This is a genomic window from Nocardia lasii (genome assembly GCF_042658545.1).
GTDB classification, from domain to species: Bacteria; Actinomycetota; Actinomycetes; order Mycobacteriales; family Mycobacteriaceae; genus Nocardia; species Nocardia lasii.
On the sequence record NZ_JBHSQN010000002.1, the window covers coordinates 768,614 to 789,179 of the forward strand.

The following is a 20,566-nucleotide window of genomic DNA, read 5'->3' on the forward strand; positions in this document are numbered from 1 at the left end:
CGTTGATGTCAACGTAGGAGCCCGCCACCTCGACGAACGCGCGATCAGCGACCTCTGGAATTTCGGACGGGCATTCGCCGAATTCCCTGTGATCGCCCCCAGCCCGGACCGTCACCGCTCACAACAGATTTCCGAGAACTGTTGTGACCGGCTGCAACTTTGTCTTTTCGCGGCCGAAAAGACCACCGACAGTGACAAGTTCGACCCCATCGCGAGCAGTTGGGAGGCGAATGTGTTCGCCGAGTTGTCACAGTGGGCAGACACCGTCGTCCGGCGGCGCTACACCGTCATCGTGGTGATGGTGACCGGGTTGTTGGCACTGGGTGCCTACGGGCTCGGCCTCGGTGCGGATCTGAGCTCCAAGGGGTTCGACGATCCGGCCTCGGAGTCGGTGCGCGCGGCGCAGACGCGCGACAACGCGTTCGGCCGTGATCACAGCAGCGATGTGCTGCTGCTGTTCCGGGCGCCCGCGGGCAGCACCGTGGACGATCCGGTGTTCGCCGAGCGGGTCGTGGCCGGCTTGAACGCGCTGCCACAGCGGTTTCCCGAGCAGATCGACCGGATCAACGGCGCGTACTGGGCCACCGATTCCGGGGTGGCGCTGCCGGAGGTGTTCGGCACACCGGAGCGCGATCACGCGTTCGCCTCCATCGCGATCAGCGGGCTCGATCCCACCGAGCAGGGCCGTAACTATCGCGAGATCGCCGACGAGTTCGTGATTCCCGGGGTCGAGGTGGAGTTGGCCGGTGGGCAGCCGGTGGCGGCGGCGTTGAACGACACCATGGCGCAGGATCAGCGGCGGGTGGAGCTGTTCGCCATTCCGGCGGTCGCGGTGCTGCTGTTCTTCCTGTTCGGCGGGGTGGTCGCGGCCGCGCTGCCGTTGATCGTCGGCGGGCTGACCATGCTCGGCGCGTGGGGGTTGCTGCGCTGCCTGACGGCGGTGACCGAGGTCAATTCCTTTGTCTCCCCCGTTGTTTCGATGATCGGGCTCGGGCTGGCGATCGACTACGGGCTGTTCGTGCTGAGCCGTTTCCGCGAGGAACTCGCCGACGGGAGCTCGGTCGAGGACGCGGTGCGGCGCTCGGTGACCACGGCGGGGCGCACCGTGTTGTTCTCGGCGTTGATCGTGGCGGTCGCGGCGGCGGGCATCGTGGTGTTCCCGCAGGGGTTCCTGCGCTCGTTCGCCTACGGCGCCATCATCACCATCGCGCTGGCCGCCATCACCTCGGTGACGCTGCTGCCCGCGATGCTGGCGGTGCTGGGCCGTCGGGTGGACTGGCTCGGCGTGGACTGGTTCCGCAAACCTGTTGACCGCGACGATGTTCCGAACAACGCCTGGGGGCGGTTCGCGGCCGGGGTGATGAAACGTCCGCTGGTGGTGGCGATTCCGATCTGCCTCGGCCTGCTGCTGCTCGTCATCCCGATCAAGAATCTGGCCTTCGGGTCGATCAACGAGCGGTTCCTGCCGCCGGAGCATCCGACGCGACTGGCCCAGCAGCACTTCGACGAACTGTTCCCGCTGCGCCAGATCGACCCGATCGACCTGGTCATCGTCACCTTCGATCCGGCCAAGGCCGATCTGGTGCGCGCCGAGGCCGATCGCGCGCCCGGCCTGGCGGCGCCGTTCGCCGCGCCGATGCAGTCACCGTTCCAACCCCAGGTGCTCACCACCCAGACCGTGCTCACGAGCTCCGACAATGCCGAGGCGACCATCGACTATCTGCGCTCGATGCCGCTGCCGTCGGGGACGACGCTGCTGGTGGGCGGGCAGCCCGCCGTGGAGAAGGACAGTATCGACGCGCTGGTCGAGCGGATGCCGCTGATGATCGCGCTCGTCTTCCTGGCCAGCACGATCCTGCTGGCGCTGACCTTCGGTTCGCTGGTGCTGCCGTTGAAGGCGGCCGCGCTGAACCTGCTCGGACTCGGCGCCACCCTTGGCGTGCTCACCTGGGTGTTCATCGACGGGCACGGGGCGGGGGTGTTCGGCTTCACCCCGCAACCGATCATGTCGCTGGTCCTGGTGGTGATCGTGTCGGTGGTCTACGGATTGTCGACCGACTACGAGGTGTTCCTGCTCTCGCGCATCGTCGAGGCCAGAGCCGCCGGGGCCACGACGACCGAGGCGGTGCGGGCCGGGGTCGCCCGGACGGGGCGGATCATCACCGCCGCCGCGCTGATCCTGCTGGTGGTCACCGGCGCCTTCGCCCTGTCGGACCTGCTGATGATGCAGTACATCGCCTTCGGCATGGTCACCGCGCTGCTCATCGACGCGACCATCGTGCGCATGGTGCTGGTGCCCGCCTCGATGCGGCTGCTCGGCGACGCCTGCTGGTGGGCGCCGGCCTGGCTGCGCCACCACAGCGCGGCTCCCCCACGCGAATCACTGCCCCAACCAACACTGTCCGGTTCCGCCCCGGGCGACCGCGACTGAGCAGGCGGAGTATCCATGAACGTCAGGAGCCTCACCGCACCCGACACCACCGCGCTGCCCGCCCTCGAGTGGCGTGCGGTCTCGGTCGTCGCGGTCCTGGCGGGGGCACTGTTCCTCGCCAGGATCGACCGCTACCTCCTCGGTGGCGACGAACTGTATTTCCTCGCGGCGGGCCGACATCTGTCGGTGAGCTACGCCGACCAGGGACCGCTGGTTCCGTTGCTCGCGGCGCTATCGGATCAGCTCGCGCCCGGATCGGTTGTCGCGCTGCGGGTTCCCGCGCTGCTGTGCACCCTGGCCGCCGTCGTGCTCAGCGCGGTGATGGCCAGGGAGTTCGGCGGGGGGCGCCGCGCCCAGACGATCGCGGCGCTGGCGTACGCGACCACGCCGATGGCGGTGATGCAGTCCGCGATGCTGAGCACCTTCGCCGTCGACATCACCCTGACGGCGGTGATCGCCTGGCTGCTGATCCGCTGGATACGCACCCGCGACGACTATCTGCTGGTGGCGGCGGGATTCGTGGCCGCGGTCGACTTCCAGGTCAAGTGGTTGATCCCGATCATCTGGGCGGTGCTCGCCCTCGGGGTGGCGCTGTTCGGGCCACGCGAGATGCTGCGCCGACCCGCGTGGTGGCTCGGTTCGGGACTGCTGGTGGGGTCGGCGGTGCCGATTCTGTGGTGGCAGCACGCCCACGGTTGGCCGCAGTTGGCGATGGGCGCGGTGGTGCGCGACGAGCAGCTGGCCACGGCGAGCGTGTTGGCCGCGCCGTGGACGATGATCCAGGTCACCGGGGCGGGCGGGCTGCTGCTGCTCGTCGGGATGTGGGCCGGGCTGTGCGCGGAACGGTTCCGGCCGTACTACTTCCTGATCCCGATGATCGTGATCGGTGCGGGCGGTGTGGTGCTCGCCGGGCTGCGCCCGTATTTCGTGGCGGGGGCGTTTCCCGGGTTGTTCGCGGCGGGCGCGGTGTATCTGGTCGATCGGGGTATCGGGCGACGCACGGCGGTCGTCGGGTCCTCGGTCGCCGCGCTCGCGACCGCGATCTGCGTCGGGCTCGTGGTCGTGTTGCCGCTGCCCGCTTCGCAGTTGCGTCAACCGACCGACGACTACTCGCAGATCCACTCGCGCAGTGTGCTTTTCGGGCCCGCCGGCTGGGACGACCTCGTCACCGCCGTCACCGAGAGCTACGACCGGGTGCCGTCCGCGCAACGCGACGACCTGGTGCTCGTGACCCAGAACTATTGGCAGGCAGCGGCACTCGACCACTTCGCGTCGGACCTGCCGACGGCGTACAGCCCGAATCGCGGCTACAGCTACTTCGGTGTCCCACCCGATGACGCGACGACGGTGCTCTACGTGGGGGTCGACAGTCCCAGCACCGCCCTGCGCACCCCCTTCACCGAAACGACCCTGCTGGCCACCCTCGACGACCCACTCGGCTTCCCCGGCGTGAATCGCGGTGTGTCGGTGTGGCTGTGCGGCGGGCCGGAACGCCCGTGGTCGGCCCTGTGGCCCGACGCGCGCAGCCTGCGCCTGGTCGACGGCACGAGTCGGAACGGGCAGTGAGAACAGTGAACGGAGAACGGACAGTGCTCAATTCGATGGCGCGACGGCTGATCCTCGCGGTGGCGCTCGCGGCGACGGGGCTGCCCGCCGTCGCGACGGCGCAGGCCAGCCCGGACTTCGTCGCCGCCGAGGCCATGGCGGCCGCGCTCCCGGCCCCGAACGGCTCGTTCGCGGTCGCGGCGAAGGCGAACGGGCCGGGCAAGGTGATCGACCTGACCGTGCACTCCGCGGCCATGAACCGCCCGGTCACCGTCGCGGTCATCCCCGCCGCGAATCCCGGGGCCCCCGCGGGCTCGCTGTATCTGATCAACGGGGTGGACGGCGGCACCGACACCGCCGACTGGCGCGAGGGCAGCAACTGGTTCACCAAGACCGACGCCCTCGAGTTCTTCGGCTCGGTCCAGACCACTGTCGTGATGCCGATCGGCGGCGCGGGCACCTTCTACACCGACTGGCTGGCCGACGATCCCGGCACCGGACGCAACCGCTGGCTGACCTTCCTCACCGTCGAACTGCCCCCGATCATCGACTCGGCCTTCGCCGGCACCGGTCGCGACGCCGTCGCCGGGCTGTCGATGGCCAGCTCGGCGGTGTTCCGGATGGCGCAGGAAGCGCCGCAACGGTTTCGGATGGTGGGCTCGTTCAGCGGGTGCATCCAGACGGACAATCCGGCCGGGCAGGCGATGGTCGGTTCGATCGTCACCGCCCGCAAGGGCAACCCCGTCAATATGTGGGGCCTGCCCGGCAATCCGGCCTGGGCCGCCAACGACGCGGTGCTCAACGCGGAGAAACTGCGCGGGGTGCAGGTGTACGTGTCCACGGGCAACGGGCTGCCCGGCCCGCTGGACACCCTCAGCGGGCCGGGCATTCAGTACAGCCCGGTGAAACTCGCCGACCAGATGCTCATCGGCGGCATCCTCGACGGCATCACCGTGGTGTGCACCGAGTTGTTGCGGACGCGTCTGAGCGAACTGAACATCCCGGCCACCTTCCACTTCCGTGACGCGGGCACCCACTCCTGGGGTTACTGGGAGCAGGACATGCACGCGTACTGGGAGCGAGCGGCCGGGCTGCTCGTTCCCTAGTCCCGGGCGGTGGGCAGCGGCGCCCGGTCCGCGGCGAGCGGATCCGGCTGGGCGGCGGCCAGCGGCGGCACGCGACGGTCGGCCACCTCCTGCGGCCGGAATCGGCGGCCGGTGTGCGCGGGCAGATGCCGGTAGCCGTGCAGGGTGTAGAGCTGACGGCGGGTGGGCGGGTCGGTGAGCCGCAGGTCGGGGAAGCGTTCGAACAGGGCGCGCAGCGCATGGATCGCCTCCATCCTGGCCAGGTTGGAGCCGGGGCACACGTGGATGCCGTTGCTGAACGACACGTGGCTCTTCGCGTTGGACCTGGTGAGGTCGAAGGTGGTCGGGTCGGGGAACACGCGCGGATCCCGGTTGGCGCCGGCCAGCGACAGCACGACCACCGAGCCCTTGCGCAGTTTCAGCCCGCCGACCTCGAGGGGCTCGCGGGCGGTGCGGGCGGTGGTCTGCACCGGCGGGTCGATCCGCAGGATCTCGTCGACCGCGTTGGGCCACAGGTCCGGCTCGGCCCGCAACCGGTCGAGTTGCTCGGGGTGGCGCAGCAGCCAGGTGATGCCGTTGCCGACCAGGTTCACCGTGGTCTCGAAACCGGCCGCCATCAGCAGCGTCGCCGTCGCGCAGAGTTCGTAGGTGTCGAGTTCGCCCGCCGTGACCAGATTCGACAGGATGTCGTCGCCGGGGTCGACCCGCAGCCGTTCCACGTGCGCGAGCAGGTATTCCTGCACCCGCTCGGAGGCCTCCATGGCGCGCTGGTGGGTCCGCCAGGAGATGCCGAGGTCGAACAGCGGACTGATGTCGTCGCCCCAGCGCAGGAACATCTCGATGTCGTCTTCGGGGAAGCCGAGCATCTCGGAGATGATCGCGATCGGCAACCGCGAGGAGAACCGCTGCACCAGATCGGTCGGACCGTCCTCGGGCATGGCGTCGAGCAGTTCCTCGGTGACGGTCTCGATCCGTTCGCGCAGGCGGGTGACCGCGCGCGGGGTGAACGCGGCGGTCACCGGTTTGCGCAGGCGCGTGTGCTCGGGCTGGTCGATCACCAGCAGCGACGGCGCGTCGGCGGGGTTGGGCGGCAGCGGATTGCGGTCGAGCCAGCGACGCAGCGGCCGGGGCGAACCGAACGCGGCGGGCACCCCGACCCCGAATCGGTTGTCGCGCAAGATCTCCCGCACCAGATCGTGATCGAACGCCATCCACACCGGCGGGGTGCGCACCAGACCGCCGTCCCCGCGTAGCTCCTCGATGAGCGCGTACGGGTTCTCGATCCCCTCGGGACCGGCCTGCAACCGGGAGAACGCGTCACCGCGTCGGAGCAGGACCTTCTCGAACAGGCGGATCACGGCGTGATTGTTGACCCACCGGTAGGCGTAACGCGTTTTCATCGAGGCCCCTCTGGTGTCGAAAGGTTCGCATGCATTGAGTCCGTTACGAATATCACAATCCGACATCTGGGCTATCACAGACCCCTGACATGACATCGACCCGGCGGCGACGGTAGGCCCACACGACGATCGGGTGCTTCGCGGCCAAGCCGTGCCGCGAGGCACCCGATGCGGTCGACGTGGTTACAGCGAGCCACCACCTCCGATCAGCCACGGGTTGAAGGTGCAGGTCAGCTGCGGGTTCTGGATCGGGTCCAGGGCACGAAGGGCGATCGAGAGGGCGCGCGGGGAGTACATCATCGTCAGGTGATCGGAGATGTCCTGCTCGCAGCCGTCCTGCAGCACGATGTTGTGCACGGTCGAGCCGGGGCCCTGGTCGAGGAAGGTCAGCTCGTAGGGGTTGGTCACCTCGTCGTAGCGGGTGCCGACGATGGTGTAGTCGATGCCGGGGACGGTGTCACCGCCGGCGTTGAGCGTCTTGACGAAGTCCGAACCGACGGTCTGCTGGATACCCGCGTGGCCGACGAAGATCTCGATCGGACCCAGCACGTCGATGCCGAGGTTGTTCACCATGCGGCCCAGCGCGCCGATGCCGTCGAGGCTGGTGCCGTGGTGGGTGGCGCCGTAGGTGATGAGCTTGTTCACCTTGGCCGCGCCGCCCTCGAACTTGGTGTACCAGTTCGCCATCGAGCCACCCTGGGAGTGGGCGATGATGTCGACCTCGTCGGTACCGGTGGCCGCGAGCACGCGGTCGACGAACGCCGCGGTCTGCTTGGCCGAGTCCTGGATGTAGCCGGTGCCCATCACGCCGGGCAGGAACGAACCCAGACCGCCACCCTCGAGCATGTTCGAGCGACCGTAGTTGAACGTGAAGGTGCAGTACCCGGCGTCCTTGATCGGCTGGCCCATGTAGGCGTAACCGTTGTAGGCGTTCATCCAGGTGCCGTGCAGCAGCACCACCGGGCGGGGGTGGTTGGCGGTCGGCTTGCAGTTCCAGTCGTTGGTGCCCGGTGCCGCGGCGTCCGGGTTGAGCAGGCCGTAACCGAACGCGGGCAGGAACGCCGTCGAGGCCGGGCCGTGCGCGCCGGGATCGGACGAATAGCCGCCCGAGGAACCGGAACTGGACCCGGAACCGCCGTAGCAGTCGCCGGAGCCGTTGCCCGAACCCGCGCCGCTGCCGGAGGTGCAGGCCGAGCCCGTGCCGCCCAGGCCGCCGTCGGTGCCCCAGGCGACATCGCGGCCGTCGGCGATGATCTCGGCCAGCGCCTGCTCGGTGGGCGCGGCGTTCGGGTCGGCCGATGCCCCCGTTCCGGAGAGGGCGACCGCCACCAGGGCGGCGCCCATCAGTATTGCCGCACGCACCGAGCGCGTGCGACCACGAGTCATTGTCATTGCCAGGTCTGCCTTTCCGAAAGCGAAAAAGGAATCGGCCCGTGAGCCGCCCCGAAGATATGCCGGGATAACCGGCGCGAAAATCGCTTTCGGACAGGTGTGGACAGCTCACCAAGCTATTCCGGAAACGCCCATGGCCGCGCACAAGCCCGGGGTCGACCGGTGCGAACTACCGTGTTTTTGTGTCGAAAACCCATGTCCGACAACACCGGGTGATGAGCCGACTCAATACCTATTGAGCCGGGCGCGCGAATCCGCCGCGCTCTCTACTCTTCGCCCATGACGATCCCGCGGCCGGTGACGCCCATGACTTCACGGCTCGGCGGTGAACTCGGCGCGCCGCCACGCCTCGATGGCCCGGCCGATCTCGGTGGTCGACGGCTCGTGGTGCAGCCACTCCCTGGCCAGGCGATGCCAGTTCTGGGTCGCTTCGATCCGGCCGAGCGCGGTGAGGGTGAACAGGTCGGTGCGCCGGGAGAACACGTGCTCGGGGGGCAGCAGCAGGCGGCGAACGTCGCGGTGGCGGCTCACGCGCGGGTCGGTCGCCAGCACGACCGCGCTAGTGGCGAGTTCGGAGGTGACCGTGACGGGCTCGTCGATCAGGTGCCAGCCCGTCACCGACCACACGTACTCGAGGCAGTCCTCGGGGGTGATCGCCGAGTCCGGGTCGACGATGCCGCGCTCGGCCCACAGCCGATACACCTCCTCGCCCCGACCCGCCTCGGCCGCGCACAGCACCCGCCGTTCCAGCTCGAGGTGGGCGCGGTCCATGCGGTTGTAGAGTCCGAAATCGACGAAGCCCACGCGCCCGTTCGCGCCGACGAGCACATTGCCCGGATGCGGGTCGGCACAGTATTCGCCGTGCTCGAACATGGCGGTGATGTAGAACCGGTACACCAGTTCGCCGACGTGATCGCGCTGATCGGCCGGACACTCGCGCAGATCCTGAAAAGGCGTGCCCTCGAAGAATTCGGTGACCAGCACATTGTCGGTGCAGAATTCGGCGATGCTGTCGGGCACCGTGATGTAGGGGTGACCGCGATACCGCGTCGCGACGCGATGTTGATTGCGCGCCTCCTGCCGGTAATCCAGTTCGGCGCTGATATTGCCGGCGATTTCGGCGAGCACGGCATTGTCGGCCGCGCTGGGCAGAATCGATTTCCACAGGTTGCTGAAGAATCGCAGATTGCGCATATCCGCTTCCACCGCGCGGTCGACGCCGGGATATTTCACCTTGACCGCCACCGCCCGCCCGTCCCGCAGGCGCGCGCGATAGACCTGCCCGATCGAGGCCGCCCCCACCGGTTCGGGGTCGATGTCGGCGAAAACGCGCGCGGGGGCGCCGAGGTCGCGGCGCAGCACCGCCATCATGTCGGCGAAGGGCACTTCGGGCGCGCTGTCGAGCAGGGCGACCAGCTTGGACCGGAAGCCCTCGCGGTAGGCCTCCGGGATCAGATCGAGGTCGAGGACCGAGGCCATCTGCCCCAGTTTCATCGCCGCGCCCTTCATCCCGCCGAGCACCGTGACGATCTGCTGAGCGGCCTGCAACGAGGAACGCTCGGCCATCACCCGTCGCGCCCGCTCGGTGCGCCCGATCATGGCCAACCTGGTCCCGGCGCCGCGCGCGGCCTGCCCGGTCACCAACCGACCGAGCATGGCGCCGCGCGCGAGCCGACCCGTCGGTATCTGATTGTCTGCCACGTGCCCCTCCTCCGGGTGCCCTCGATAGCTGAATTCTCGGCATCGGAACGGATTTCCGTAGCGGGGCCGGTGTCGTTCTGTGAAATGTCACGCTTGCCCCTGTGTTCGACCACAGCCGGTCGGGGCCGGGTCGCCCCGGTCGCCGAGAGGAACCGCTGATGCCGCCCAAGCAGGTCGACCGCCGGATCCAGCCCAAACAGAAGCGCGCCAAGGCGACCAGGGAGCACATCCTCGACACCGCGGCGACGCTGTTCGGCGAGCGCGGCATCGACAACACCTCGACCAACGCGATCGCCGCGCGCGCCGGGATCAGCATCGGCACGCTGTACCGGTATTTCCCGGAGCGGTCATCGCTGGTCGACGAGCTCCTCGACCGACTCATCGCCGAGGTCGAGCGGGCCTTCACCCAGCGCGCCTTCGGCATGCAGTCGACCGGCGCGCCGAGCAGCCGCGACGACTACATCGCGGTCTGCGCCGAGATTCTCGACGTGTTCGCCGAGGTGCTCGTCGCGGAGTCGGACCTGATCCGCGCGCTGGTGGGCAGCGTGCGCTTCCACAGCAGCGGGATCCCCGAATTCGAGCCGCGCCTGCGCATGGTGGTCAAGCTCATCGTGATCCAGTTCGTCGGCCCCGGCGACGACCACACCCGCGAGATGATGTCGTGGGTGCTGGTCAACACCGGTTTCACGGCGGTGCTGCGGGCATCGGCCGACGATGTGTCCGATGACGATCGGGCGGCCGCGATCGCGATGACCGCGCGGATGATGGGGACCTGGCTGCACGACGAGCGCCAGGACTCGCTGCCGTGATCAGGCGGCGAGCGCCTCGGCGCGGGCTTGCAGGTCCGAGAGCACCAGGCGCAGAAGCTGTTCGGCGCGGATGCGCTGCCAGCCCAGCATGGCGTGCGGGCTGAACCGGGCCTCCTCGAACAGGGCGACCAGCTCGTGGGCGGCGTCGTCGCGCAGCACCCCGGTGTCGAAGGCGCGTTCGAGCACCTCGTAGGGGGTGTCCGAGATCAGCGGCGCCGCGGCGCGATCCATCGCCAGGCCCGTTTCCATGGCCAGGTAGCAGGCGATGATGGCGGTGCGGGCGTCCTGGCCGGGCGCGTTCATCGCGGCCAGGCCCATCTCCGCGGCCCTGGTGAGGGTATCGACGGTGTTGGCCACCTGCTCCTCGGGCGTTTCCGGCACCTCGACGGCCGGGGCGCGGCGGGCGGCGACGATGACGCCGAGCAGGCCGAGCAGCGCGACCACGATGAACACCACGGCCAGTCCGACCGCCCCGACCAGTGCGGAGCCGCCCAGGCGCGAGGAATCCAGCGCCGAGTCGACGACCTGGGCCTCGGCCGCGGTCGTCACCGGTTGCCCGCTGACATCCAGCGTCGTCACCGCGGCCACGGCGGGCGGCGGTTCCCGGCGCGCGCCCGGCAGCACGATCAGCATCGTGATGCCGACCGCGAACAGCAGCGACACCGCACCGAGCGCGACCGGCGCCAGCACGTTGAATCGCTTGAACGACAAGCGGACTCGCAGCTCACTCTGGTCCGCGGGCAGGGCGAGGGGCAGGCGGTGCTGGCTGACGATCACGCCCGCGAGCAGGATCACCACCGAGACCAGCAGCAGTACCGGCATCAGCGCGACAGCGATCGCCGACGGGCCGGTGGCGTCGACGGAGTCGTCCATCCCCGGCACCCGCCCGTGCAGCGCGACGATCGCCGCGGCGATCAGCACGATCGCCCCGACCAGCCGCCCCACCGGAACCACAATCCTTGTCACTGTTACCGCCGACCCCTGATCGAATCCACCCGAAATGTCCACATCGTGGCATCCGAATTCCCCGCCCGGTCGCATTCGGCCCAGATTTGGCCGAATTCCCGCAGAACACCGTGATCCCTTGTCGCCGAATACATGTCGGCCCCGAATATTCGGTCTCAGACGACGGTGAAGCGCCCCGCGTTGTCGTGCGCCCACCGCGCGAAGGTGGTGGCGGGCCTGCCGGTGATGTCACCGACACTGGTGACGGGCAGCGAGTCGGCGGGCGGGGTGTAGTCGAGCAGCACGTTGTCGACGTACCAGGTGGTGTTCGCGCCCATGGCCGGTTGCAGGGCCGCGATGGTTTCCGCGCGGGTGGAGCGCACGAATCGCAGGTCGCGGCGCAGGGCCACGGCGAGGTGGTCGACGAGGTCGGCGCGGGTGAGGACCTGTGGTCCGGCCAGCGGGTAGGCGCGGGCACGGTGTTCGTCGGTGAGCAGGGCGCTGGCGGCGACGGCGGCGATGTCGACCATCGCGATGGGGGCGGTCGCGGTCTCGGGGTGCGGTTCGCGCACGGTGCCGGTCGCCGCGATCTGCTGCGCCCAGGTGAGGCTGTTCTCCATGAAGTCGGCCGGCCACAGGTGGGTCCAGGCCAGGCCGCTGGCCTCGACGGCCGAACTCACGGTGCCCCACCAGCTTTCGGGCTCGCCGGACAGGTCGACGACGTAGCGCACGCCGGCCGCGCGCGCGGCGGCGAGCACGTCCACGACCGTGTCGGGGGCGGGCGCCAGATACATCCGGTCGACATCGGCGAAGGCGGCGCGCAGATCTTTCGGTCGGCCGAGATGTCCGCGGACCACCTGCACGCCCTCGGGCAGGGCCGCCTTCGCGGGGTCGATGGTGAGCGCGCGGATGTCCTGCGCGCCGCCCGCGATCAGTTGATCCACCACCATGCGACCGATATTGCCGGTGGCGCCGGTCACCAGAATCGTCATCGGTTCTCCTGTCTCGGGGACGGTCCGCATCGATCCTGCCAACGGATCGGTGAATATGTCGATGTGGTGATGTTTTTCCGGTATCAACGCAGGTGGGTTCCGTGGGGTCGAGGGCGGTGCGAAAATGCTTGCGGGCCGAGATCCGGTCCGGCAGAGGATGTTCCGCCGTTCTTCGGTGGACAGACTGGAGGGGCACGATGCGACTCTCGTCTCGAACTACTTCGGGCACACAACGATTCGGCGTGATCGCCGCGCTCGCGGCAGGTGCCGTCGGGCTGGCGGCCACCACCACCGCCCACGCCGCACCCTCGGCGGCCGTTCCGGTGGTGCACGGTGTCGACGGTGGGGTGGCGTTCACCGCGACACCGAAGACCGACGGCTCCGCGCTGACGGTGTCCGCGCCCGAGGGCACCTTCGGCATCGCCGGTGGCGCGATCACCCTGACCGACCACACGGGCAGGCTGGTCGCCGCCGTGCCGACCCGAATCCTCAGCGGCGCGGGCGATTTCGACCTGGTCGCCGATATCGCCGCGGACGGTCGGTCCGCGACCCTCACCCCGGCCGTCGCGCCCGCCGTCGTCACCGCGAACATGGCCGAGTTCGTCGACGAGGCCGCCGACACCCTGGCCCGCAAGCAGCACAACGCCGGGGTGGGCGCGCTGATCGGGGCCGGTATCGGCGCGGTGCTCGGCTTCTTCCTCGGCGGCGTCGGCGCCCTGGTCACCATCCCGATCGGCGCGGGCATCGGCGCCCTCATCGGCTACTCGACCCCCTGACGGTCGTCGTGGTGGCCGACTCGCGGTCGGCCACCACGACCCATGATGGTGCGTCGGCGGCACTGATCAGCCCTGGCCGAGGTCGAGGCGGCGGATGACGCTGTCGACGACCTCCGGGGGCATGCCGGGTTCGCGACGGGCCGCCAGGGCGACCGTGCGGCCCGCCTCGGTCATCTCGGCGCGGACGGCGCGCGCGGTGTCGCGGCGCTGCCGGACGCGCTCGGCGGCCTTTCTGGCCTCGGGATCGGGCGCGGCGGCTTCGGTGGCGGGCTGGGCGGCGAATCGGCGCAGGTTGTTCTTGATGTTGCGGTAGAGGTCGTCGGGCAGGTCCTCGCGCGCGGCGATCTCGTCGAGGGTGTCGAGTTCGGCGCGCACGACCCTGGTCCACAGGTCGCGTTCGTAGGCGTGTTCCTGTTCGGTGTCGGCGTGCACGCCGGTGATCCGCACCAGCCACGGCAGGGTCGGCCCCTGCACGAGCAGGGTGAACAGCACCAGCGCGAAGGCGATGAACAGGATCTGGGAGCGGGCGGGGAAGTCGGCCCCGGATTCGATGGTGAGCGGGATCGCCAACGCCAGCGCGACCGTGGCCACCCCGCGCATGCCCGCCCACCAGGTCACGATCACCTCCTGCCAGCTCAGTGGCGCGGTCTCGGCGTACGTGCGCGAGAAGCGCAGCAGCAACCGCCAGGTCACCAGCAACCACACCAACCGCACCCCCACCACGACCACGATGACGGCGGTGGTGACGCCGAGCAGTTGGCGCCACCCCTGCCCGGCCGTCTCGAGCACGACCTGCAGTTCCAGCCCGATCAGCGCGAACGCGAACCCGGTGATCAGCATTTCGATGACGTCCCAGACGTGATCGGCGACGAGCCGGTAGCTGCGATCGACGGTCTTGGTGAGCGCGTCGCTCAGATACAGCGCGCACACCAGCACCGCCAGCACCCCCGAACCGTCGAGGTGCTCGGCGGTCGCGTAGGCCATGAAGGGCAGCAGCAGGCTCAGCGACACCTCGCAGGTCACCGTGCTCAGCAGGTCGGTGAGTTTGGCGCCCGCCCACCCGAAACCGAGCCCGACCAACCCACCGACCAGCGCCGCGATCACGAAGTCGCGCACCGCATCCCACGGGGAGAACAGCCCGGTGACCACGGCCTGCACACTCACCGAGTAGATGACGACCGCGGTCACATCGTTGAACAGGCCCTCCCCGCCCAGCGGCACGATCAACCGGCGCGGCAACCCCAGCTTGCCCGCCATCGCCATCGCGGCCACCGGGTCGGGTGGGGCGATCAGCGCGCCGAGCACCATGCCGACCGCGATCGGCGTGGCCGGATTCCAGGCGTGGAACACCGTCGCCACCGCCACGGCCGTCACCACCACCAGCGCGAACGCGCGCAGCGTGATGACCTGCCAGTTCTCGGCGAACTGCCGCCACGAGGTCCGGCGCGCCGCGGCGTAGAGCAGCGGCGGCAGCACCAGCGGCAGGATCACGTCGGGCGCGATCCGCAGCTCGGGGACGGCCGGGATCAGCGCGAGCACACACCCGAAGACCGTCATCAGGATCGACGAGGCGACCCCGATCCGATCCGAGACCGATTCCGCGATCACCGCGGCCAGCAGAATCGCCAGCACGAGCACCAACTGGTTCATAGCGAACCAGTCTCACCGTTGCGCGCCTCGACGCCGCGCGGACCCGCCGCAACCCGCTAGCGTGTCGGCATGGTTGCGAGCGTGCACGAGATCTGCGATCGGTACGTCGAGGAGTACGCCGGCGCCGATCCGGTCATGGCGACGATGTTCGGGCTGCCCGGCCACGACGACCGGCTGACCGACTATTCGCCGGCCGGATACGCTGCGCGGGCCGAGCTCGCGCGAAAGGCGTTGCGTGACATCCTGTCCGCCGAGCCGACCGATGACGGCGAGCGGGTGGCCAAGGCGGTGTTCGCCGAGCGGATCGGGCTCGAGGTCGAGCTGCACGAGGCCGGGCTGCCGTTGTTCGCGCTCAATGTGATCGAGAGCCCGGTGCAGCACATTCGGATGGTCTTCGACGTGATGGGCACCGAGACCGTCGAGGACTGGGCGGTGATCGCGCGGCGACTGGCCGAGGTGCCGAACGCGCTGGCGGGCGTGCGGGATTCGCTGGTGCTGGCGGCCGAACGCAACCAGGTGCCCGCGGTGCGGCAGGTCGTGAAGGTCGCCGAGCAGGCCGCGACGTGGGCGGGCGGGTTCTTCGACACGTTCGTCGCCGGCGCGGTCGACGGTGCCCCGCACACGGAACTGCGTCGCGCGGCCGCCGAGGCCCAACAGGCCTATGCCGAGCTGGCCGCGTTCCTGCGCACCGAGCTCGCCCCGCGCGCACCGGCGAAAGACGCCGTCGGAGAGCAGGTCTACCGCCTGTGGTCGCGGTTCTTCACCGGCGCCGAGCTCGATCTGCGGGAAGCCTACGCGTGGGGGTGGGCCGAGTTCGCCCGGCTCGAGGCGCGGATGTCGGCGATCGCCGCGCGCATCGCACCGGGCGCGTCCCTCGCCGAAGCGGCCGCGGTGCTCGACGCCGACCCGAAGTATCGGCTGTCCGGGCAGCGGGAGCTGCGGGAGTGGTTGCAGCGGGTCTCCGACAGCGCGCTGGAATCGTTGCGCGACAAGCACTTCGCCATTCCCGACGAGTTGATGACGCTGGAGTGCGCCATCGCCCCGCCGGGCGGGGTGGTCGGGGCCTATTACATCGGCCCCACCGCCGATTTCGGTCGGCCGGGGCGCATGACCTGGTCGGTGGAGCCGGACAAGGCGAGTTTCCCGACCTGGCGCGAGGTCAGCACGGTCTATCACGAGGGCGTGCCGGGCCACCACCTGCAGGTCGCCACGGCGGTGCACCAGGCGGACTCGCTCAATACCTACCAGCGGTCGATGTCGTTCACCTCCGGCCACGGTGAGGGCTGGGCCCTCTACGCCGAACGGCTCATGCACGAACTCGGCTACCTCGACGACGACGGCGACCTGTTCGGCATGCTGGCCCAGCAGCTGTTCCGGGCCGCGCGGGTGATCGTGGACATCGGGATGCACCTGGAATGGGAGATCCCGGCGGACACCGGTTTTCACGCCGGCGAGCGGTGGACGCCCGAACTCGGGCTCGAATTCCTGCTCACCCGCACCCTGGTCGACGCCGCCACCGCCCGCGACGAAATCGACCGCTACCTGGGGTGGCCGGGGCAGGCGCCCGCCTACAAACTCGGCGAACGACTGTGGCTCACCGCCCGCGAGGAGGCAAGGGCGCGCGCGGGCGCCGCGTTCGATCTGAAGGACTTCCACACGCGCGCACTGCGTTTGGGCGGCATGGGGTTGGACACGATGCGCGAGCAGCTCGCCGCGCTGGGCTGATCAGAACAGGCTGGTCTGGGTGGGCTCGGCGACGGCGGTGATCGTGGGGTCGAGTTCGATGCGGCGGCCGATGAGCTTGGTGTCGTTGACCAGGACGAGTTCCCCGGCGCCCGCCGGGTCGCGGCAAGCGAGGGTGTGGCCGTGGGCGGTCACCGCGTCGAGGACGTATTCGCCCGGCTCCCCGGCGATTTCGGTCGCCACCGGGTATCGGCCGTGCTCGAGGATCGTGGCGTAGAAGTCGCGCCCGCCCGACCAGGCGACATCGGTGCGCGCGATCTCGGCGGGCAGCGCGCTCGCCGCGTGCCGCGCCGCGTCGGCCACCGCCGATTCCAGCGCCGCCCACGGGCGCAGCGGTTTGGTCAGGATGCGGGTCTTGGTGACGCCCGCGACCGCCTGGCCGATGCCCGCCCGCTCGGTCACCGTGCGTTCGAGGTCACGCACGTGCAGGCCGTCCGGGGAATCGGTGATGAACCGGGCCACCAGGGCGCCCTGTTCGAAAAGCCTGCGGTGGCGTCGCGACGCCGAGGCCGTGCCGACCTTGGTCATCCCGTCACCGAAGTAGGCGATATAGAGGTGGTGCGGTTGGGCCATGTACTCGCGAACCTGCTCGGGCAGCGCGGCCAGTGGTCCGCGATGGCTGTGCACCACCGACCAGCCCTCGGTGAGCCGGCACTGCTCGCACTGACGCCCCGACTCCGCCCGCGCGCCACGCGGACACGCGTGCCTGCCACCGCGCCCGAATCCGCTGTACCCCAGGCAGAATCGGCCCGACTCGGAGATCCGGAAGGCCAGCCGGGTGCCGATCCCCGGCAGCGACTCGATGGTGCCGTCCGCGCGCTGTAGCTCGTAGGACCACTGCCCCCGCTCGTCCCAGCGCGTGCCGCGGTACAGGGCAGTCGAGATCATGGGCTCGAATCTACCCGCCGCGATCGGGGCGGATCACAACCCGGTGCTCCGAAAATATCTGAACGCCCAGTAAGCACCACAGCCCCGCGCGCACGCCGGATCGGTCCGTATCTTGGGCGCACAAGCAGGGGTGCGAAACTGGTAAGGGGAAACAATGGACGATTTCGATCTGCTCCTCGAAACGGGCTTCACTGTGCCATCGGACGTCGGATTGGATTGTCTGACACAGCAACTGATGGCGGCGGTGGAATCGTGCTCACGCAACGGGATTCCCTTTCCGCGAATATGGTCCGAAATCGAGGAAGCACTCGAACTGGTCCCCTACGACGTTCCCGCCGAATGGCACACGGAATTGCGCCGATACCTCAGCGGACACGTCATTTCCGCGTTCATGAGCGTATCCCCGGAGCGGATGCTGCTGCCGCCGCTGCCGTGAGCCGTGCGTCACGGGGCCAATGAGCGGCCACCGGCACTGGACAGATTCCAACGCGTCGCCGCACGCCGACAGCCGCTGTTAGCGTGCGGCGGTGCGTATCTGGTTGTTCCCGACGGTTGTGCTCTCGTTGCTCAGCGCACTGATGGCCACCATGTATCTGGGCTACGTCGCCGACCCGGAGAAGAATCTGCACGACTTCCCGATCGCGCTGGTCGACCTGGATGTGGGTGACACCCTCGGTTCGCCGCCGCGATGGCGCGATATCGGGGGCGAGATCACCGAGGCGCTGCGCGCGGGTGTGCCCGCGGACAAGATCGATCTGCGCGTGCTCGGACTCGCCGAGGCCGAGCGACAACTGCGCCGCGGCGAACTCTACGGCGCGATCGTCATCGCGAGCGATTTCACCAAACAGCTCGGCAACCTCGGCATCGGCGCCGTGGTGCCCGGCGAGCTCGAGCGTCCCACGATCACCGTGCGGACCAATCCGCGCACCGGAGCGTTCGCCTCGGCGATCGTGACCAGGGTCAGCGACCGGGCGTTGGCGCAGGTGAACGCGCGGATCGGGGAGCAATTGCACGAGACCGTGACCGCCGCGCTCGGTCCCGACCACGCACTGCCCGGCGCGGCCGCGGTGGCGCTGCGCAGTCCGGTCGAGGTGGTCGTGACCGAGTTCCATCCGCTGCCCGACGGCAGCGGCGCGGGGCTCGGCGCGTTCTTCTACGCCCTGGTGCTGCTGCTGGCGGGCACGGTCGGGGCGATGGTCGTGCACACCATGGTCGACGGCGCGCTCGGCTTCGTGCCGACCGAGTACGGGCCGTGGTCACCGCGGGTGCGCACCGCGCGGATCTCACGATGGCGCACCCTGCTGGTGAAGTGGGGGGTGCTCGGGGTGGCCGCGCACCTCGTCGGCGCGGTGCTGCTGGTCGTCGCGCACCTGCTGGAGATACCGGTGGCGCAACCGCTCGCGCTGTACCTGTACAGCACGTTCGCGGTGATCGCGGTCGGGGTCACGGGGCTGTCGGTGCTCGCGGCGTTCGGCTCGGCGGGGCTGCTGATCAATCTGATCGTGTTCGTGATCCTGGGGTTGCCGTCCTCGGCGGGGTCGATCCCGATCGAGGCCACACCACGCTATGTCGAGATCCTGGCCTCGTTCGAGCCGCTGCATCAGGTGTACACGGCGGTGCGCGCGATCCTGTACTTCGACGCCGACCTGAGCGCCGGACTCGCGCGCGGCTGCTGGATGACCCTGCTCGGCCTGGCGATCGGACTCGTGCTGGGCGCGGTGAGCACCTCGGTGTACGACCGGGTCGGGCTGCACCGCAACCCACCGGCGAACGGGTGACGGCCCGGATTTGTGAGGCCGCACAGCACGGCCGTCGGGGCATCGTGATCCCACCAGGCGATCGTGCTGGGAGCGACGACCACGATCTCGATGTAGCAATGTTGCCTATCACACAGGACACCTCAGCGGTCTCGATCGCTGACAGCCACAACGGAGTGCACTCGATGAATTCTTCGTCCATCGATCGGATGTCCCCGCCGATTACCACCGCGGACGGTACGGCAGTGTCGAGTTTCCTCGGCAACGCCGACGAGTTGGTGTCGCACCTGGTCACCTATTTCGCCGAGAACGTCATGCCGTGCCAAGCGCTGCCGACCGAGGCGATGCGCGGTGACATCACCGAATTCACCCGCCGCTGTCTGATATTGGCGGTGGAGATGCTGGACAGACGCACGACCCCGTCCGAGCAACAGCTGGTGGCGTTGCGCGCCGCGGCGGCCCAGCACGCGCGCGAGGGCGTGCCCGTCGCGACGCTGTTGCGCGCCTACGCGGAGGGTTTCCGGATCGGTTTCGAGCTCGTCATCGGCCAGGTGACCGCCGACGATCTGGCCGAGGTCGTCGCGGGCACGCGACTGCTGCTGCGCACGCTCGAGGTGATCAACGCGACCGTGACCAGCGCCTACCTGGACGAGCAGCGCCAGGTCGCCAAGGAACACCAGACCGGCGCGCAGACGATGGTGTCGGCGCTGCTGAGCGGACACGGGGTCGGCGCGCTCACCCGGCAGACCGGGATCCGGGTGGCCGAGTCGTATCAGGTGGTGGCACTGACGATTCCGGAGACGGCCGAGGAGCGCGATCCGCGCGTGGACGCCCAGGTGGTCGCCCGGCGCCGACTGCGGCGGGTGCAGGCGGCACTGGCCGATGTGTTCGCCTCCCGCTCGCTCGCGCTGCTGAGCACCCACGGTGGCACCCTGCTGATCCCGAGCGACGAGCAGGCGACGGCGCGGATGACCGCCGAGGCGCTGGCCACGATCAGCGCGACCTCGGGTGTGGAGCTGACCGCGACCATGGTCACGACCCCGACCGCCATGATCCCGGCGGCCGCCGAGGAAGCCCACGAACTGCTCGATCTGGTGCGCGGCATCGCCAAACCCGCCGGCCTGTACGAACTCAGCGATGTGGCGATCGAGTACCAGCTCACCCGACCCGGCCCCGCACGCGCGCATCTGGCCGATGTCCTCACCCCGCTGGCCGACCATCCCGAACTGCTGGAAACGCTGCGCGTCTACATGTCGACGGGTCTCAATCGCAAGGCCACCGGCAGCCGACTGCACGTGCACCCCAACACCATCGACTACCGACTGCGGCGCGTGGCCGGGCTGACCGACCTGGATCTGACGACCGCCGAGGGCATTCTCCGGGCGCGCATCGCCCTGCTGGCCGACGACATGGTGCACACCCGAGGCGCCGCGTAGGTCGTGCGCGACGCCT

Annotated in this window: 16 protein-coding genes; 9 read left to right on the plus strand and 7 right to left on the minus strand. The window is 69.3% G+C overall.

What is annotated here, in order from left to right; translation table 11 throughout:
- Positions 1-232: 232 nt before the first annotated feature.
- The 3 genes from ACFP3H_RS07290 to ACFP3H_RS07300 are packed head-to-tail and all read left to right on the plus strand — an operon-like array spanning position 233 to position 5,082.
- Positions 233-2,431 (plus strand): MMPL family transporter, encoded by a 2,199-nt coding sequence (locus ACFP3H_RS07290; protein ID WP_378601631.1) that lies wholly within the window; start codon positions 233-235, stop codon positions 2,429-2,431.
- A gap of 15 nt (positions 2,432-2,446) precedes the next feature.
- Positions 2,447-3,997 (plus strand): ArnT family glycosyltransferase, encoded by a 1,551-nt coding sequence (locus tag ACFP3H_RS07295; protein ID WP_378601333.1) that lies wholly within the window; start codon positions 2,447-2,449, stop codon positions 3,995-3,997.
- A 23-nt stretch (positions 3,998-4,020) separates the two neighbouring features.
- Positions 4,021-5,082: an alpha/beta hydrolase gene (locus ACFP3H_RS07300; protein ID WP_378601335.1), complete on the plus strand. Its 1,062-nt coding sequence runs from the start codon at positions 4,021-4,023 to the stop codon at positions 5,080-5,082.
- On the opposite strand, the gene ACFP3H_RS07305 is transcribed toward ACFP3H_RS07300, so the two are convergent.
- From ACFP3H_RS07305 to ACFP3H_RS07315, 3 genes are all read right to left on the minus strand, one after another.
- Positions 5,079-6,461 (minus strand): cytochrome P450, encoded by a 1,383-nt coding sequence (locus tag ACFP3H_RS07305; protein WP_378601337.1) that lies wholly within the window; start codon positions 6,459-6,461, stop codon positions 5,079-5,081. The genes ACFP3H_RS07300 and ACFP3H_RS07305 overlap by 4 nt on opposite strands.
- A 183-nt stretch (positions 6,462-6,644) precedes the next feature.
- Complete coding sequence (locus ACFP3H_RS07310) at positions 6,645-7,847, minus strand: esterase/lipase family protein (RefSeq protein WP_378601634.1); 1,203 nt, start codon at positions 7,845-7,847, stop codon at positions 6,645-6,647.
- Between the two features lie 318 nt (positions 7,848-8,165).
- Entirely contained in the window at positions 8,166-9,509 is a 1,344-nt protein-coding gene (locus ACFP3H_RS07315; protein WP_378601637.1) for an ABC1 kinase family protein, read from the minus strand.
- Positions 9,510-9,712: 203 nt separating this feature from the next.
- Between ACFP3H_RS07315 and ACFP3H_RS07320 the strand changes: the two genes are divergently transcribed.
- Positions 9,713-10,363 (plus strand): TetR/AcrR family transcriptional regulator, encoded by a 651-nt coding sequence (locus tag ACFP3H_RS07320; protein WP_378601339.1) that lies wholly within the window; start codon positions 9,713-9,715, stop codon positions 10,361-10,363.
- Here the strand turns inward: ACFP3H_RS07320 and ACFP3H_RS07325 are convergent, their stop codons facing one another.
- Both ACFP3H_RS07325 and ACFP3H_RS07330 read right to left on the minus strand, forming a co-directional pair.
- On the minus strand, positions 10,364-11,308 hold the full coding sequence (locus ACFP3H_RS07325) for a DUF4129 domain-containing protein (protein ID WP_378601341.1): 945 nt from the start codon (positions 11,306-11,308) through the stop codon (positions 10,364-10,366). It abuts the gene before it with no gap.
- 176 nt (positions 11,309-11,484) lie between these two features.
- Positions 11,485-12,300, minus strand: coding sequence for an NAD(P)H-binding protein (locus tag ACFP3H_RS07330; protein WP_378601344.1), 816 nt, complete (start codon positions 12,298-12,300; stop codon positions 11,485-11,487).
- Positions 12,301-12,497: 197 nt separating this feature from the next.
- On the opposite strand from ACFP3H_RS07330, the gene ACFP3H_RS07335 reads away from it, so the two are divergent.
- Positions 12,498-13,076, plus strand: coding sequence for a DUF8020 domain-containing protein (locus ACFP3H_RS07335; RefSeq protein ID WP_378601347.1), 579 nt, complete (start codon positions 12,498-12,500; stop codon positions 13,074-13,076).
- Positions 13,077-13,142: 66 nt separating this feature from the next.
- On the opposite strand, the gene ACFP3H_RS07340 is transcribed toward ACFP3H_RS07335, so the two are convergent.
- Complete coding sequence (locus ACFP3H_RS07340; protein ID WP_378601350.1) at positions 13,143-14,726, minus strand: Na+/H+ antiporter; 1,584 nt, start codon at positions 14,724-14,726, stop codon at positions 13,143-13,145.
- Positions 14,727-14,795: 69 nt separating this feature from the next.
- On the opposite strand from ACFP3H_RS07340, the gene ACFP3H_RS07345 reads away from it, so the two are divergent.
- On the plus strand, positions 14,796-16,451 hold the full coding sequence (locus ACFP3H_RS07345; protein ID WP_378601352.1) for a DUF885 domain-containing protein: 1,656 nt from the start codon (positions 14,796-14,798) through the stop codon (positions 16,449-16,451).
- On the opposite strand, the gene ACFP3H_RS07350 is transcribed toward ACFP3H_RS07345, so the two are convergent.
- Positions 16,452-17,357 carry a hypothetical protein gene (locus ACFP3H_RS07350; protein WP_378601354.1) on the minus strand — a complete coding sequence of 302 codons (906 nt, stop codon included), beginning with the start codon at positions 17,355-17,357 and terminating at the stop codon, positions 16,452-16,454.
- A 154-nt stretch (positions 17,358-17,511) separates the two neighbouring features.
- Here ACFP3H_RS07350 and ACFP3H_RS07355 point away from each other — a divergent pair, with 154 nt between their 5' ends.
- The 3 genes from ACFP3H_RS07355 (at position 17,512) to ACFP3H_RS07365 (ending at position 20,550) form a co-directional block, all read left to right on the plus strand.
- Positions 17,512-17,793, plus strand: a complete 282-nt coding sequence (locus ACFP3H_RS07355) for a hypothetical protein (RefSeq protein ID WP_378601356.1) — start codon at positions 17,512-17,514, stop codon at positions 17,791-17,793.
- Between the two features lie 91 nt (positions 17,794-17,884).
- Complete coding sequence (locus ACFP3H_RS07360; protein WP_378601358.1) at positions 17,885-19,135, plus strand: YhgE/Pip domain-containing protein; 1,251 nt, start codon at positions 17,885-17,887, stop codon at positions 19,133-19,135.
- A gap of 164 nt (positions 19,136-19,299) precedes the next feature.
- Entirely contained in the window at positions 19,300-20,550 is a 1,251-nt protein-coding gene (locus tag ACFP3H_RS07365) for a PucR family transcriptional regulator (protein ID WP_378601360.1), read from the plus strand.
- The last annotated feature ends 16 nt before the right edge of the window (positions 20,551-20,566 follow it).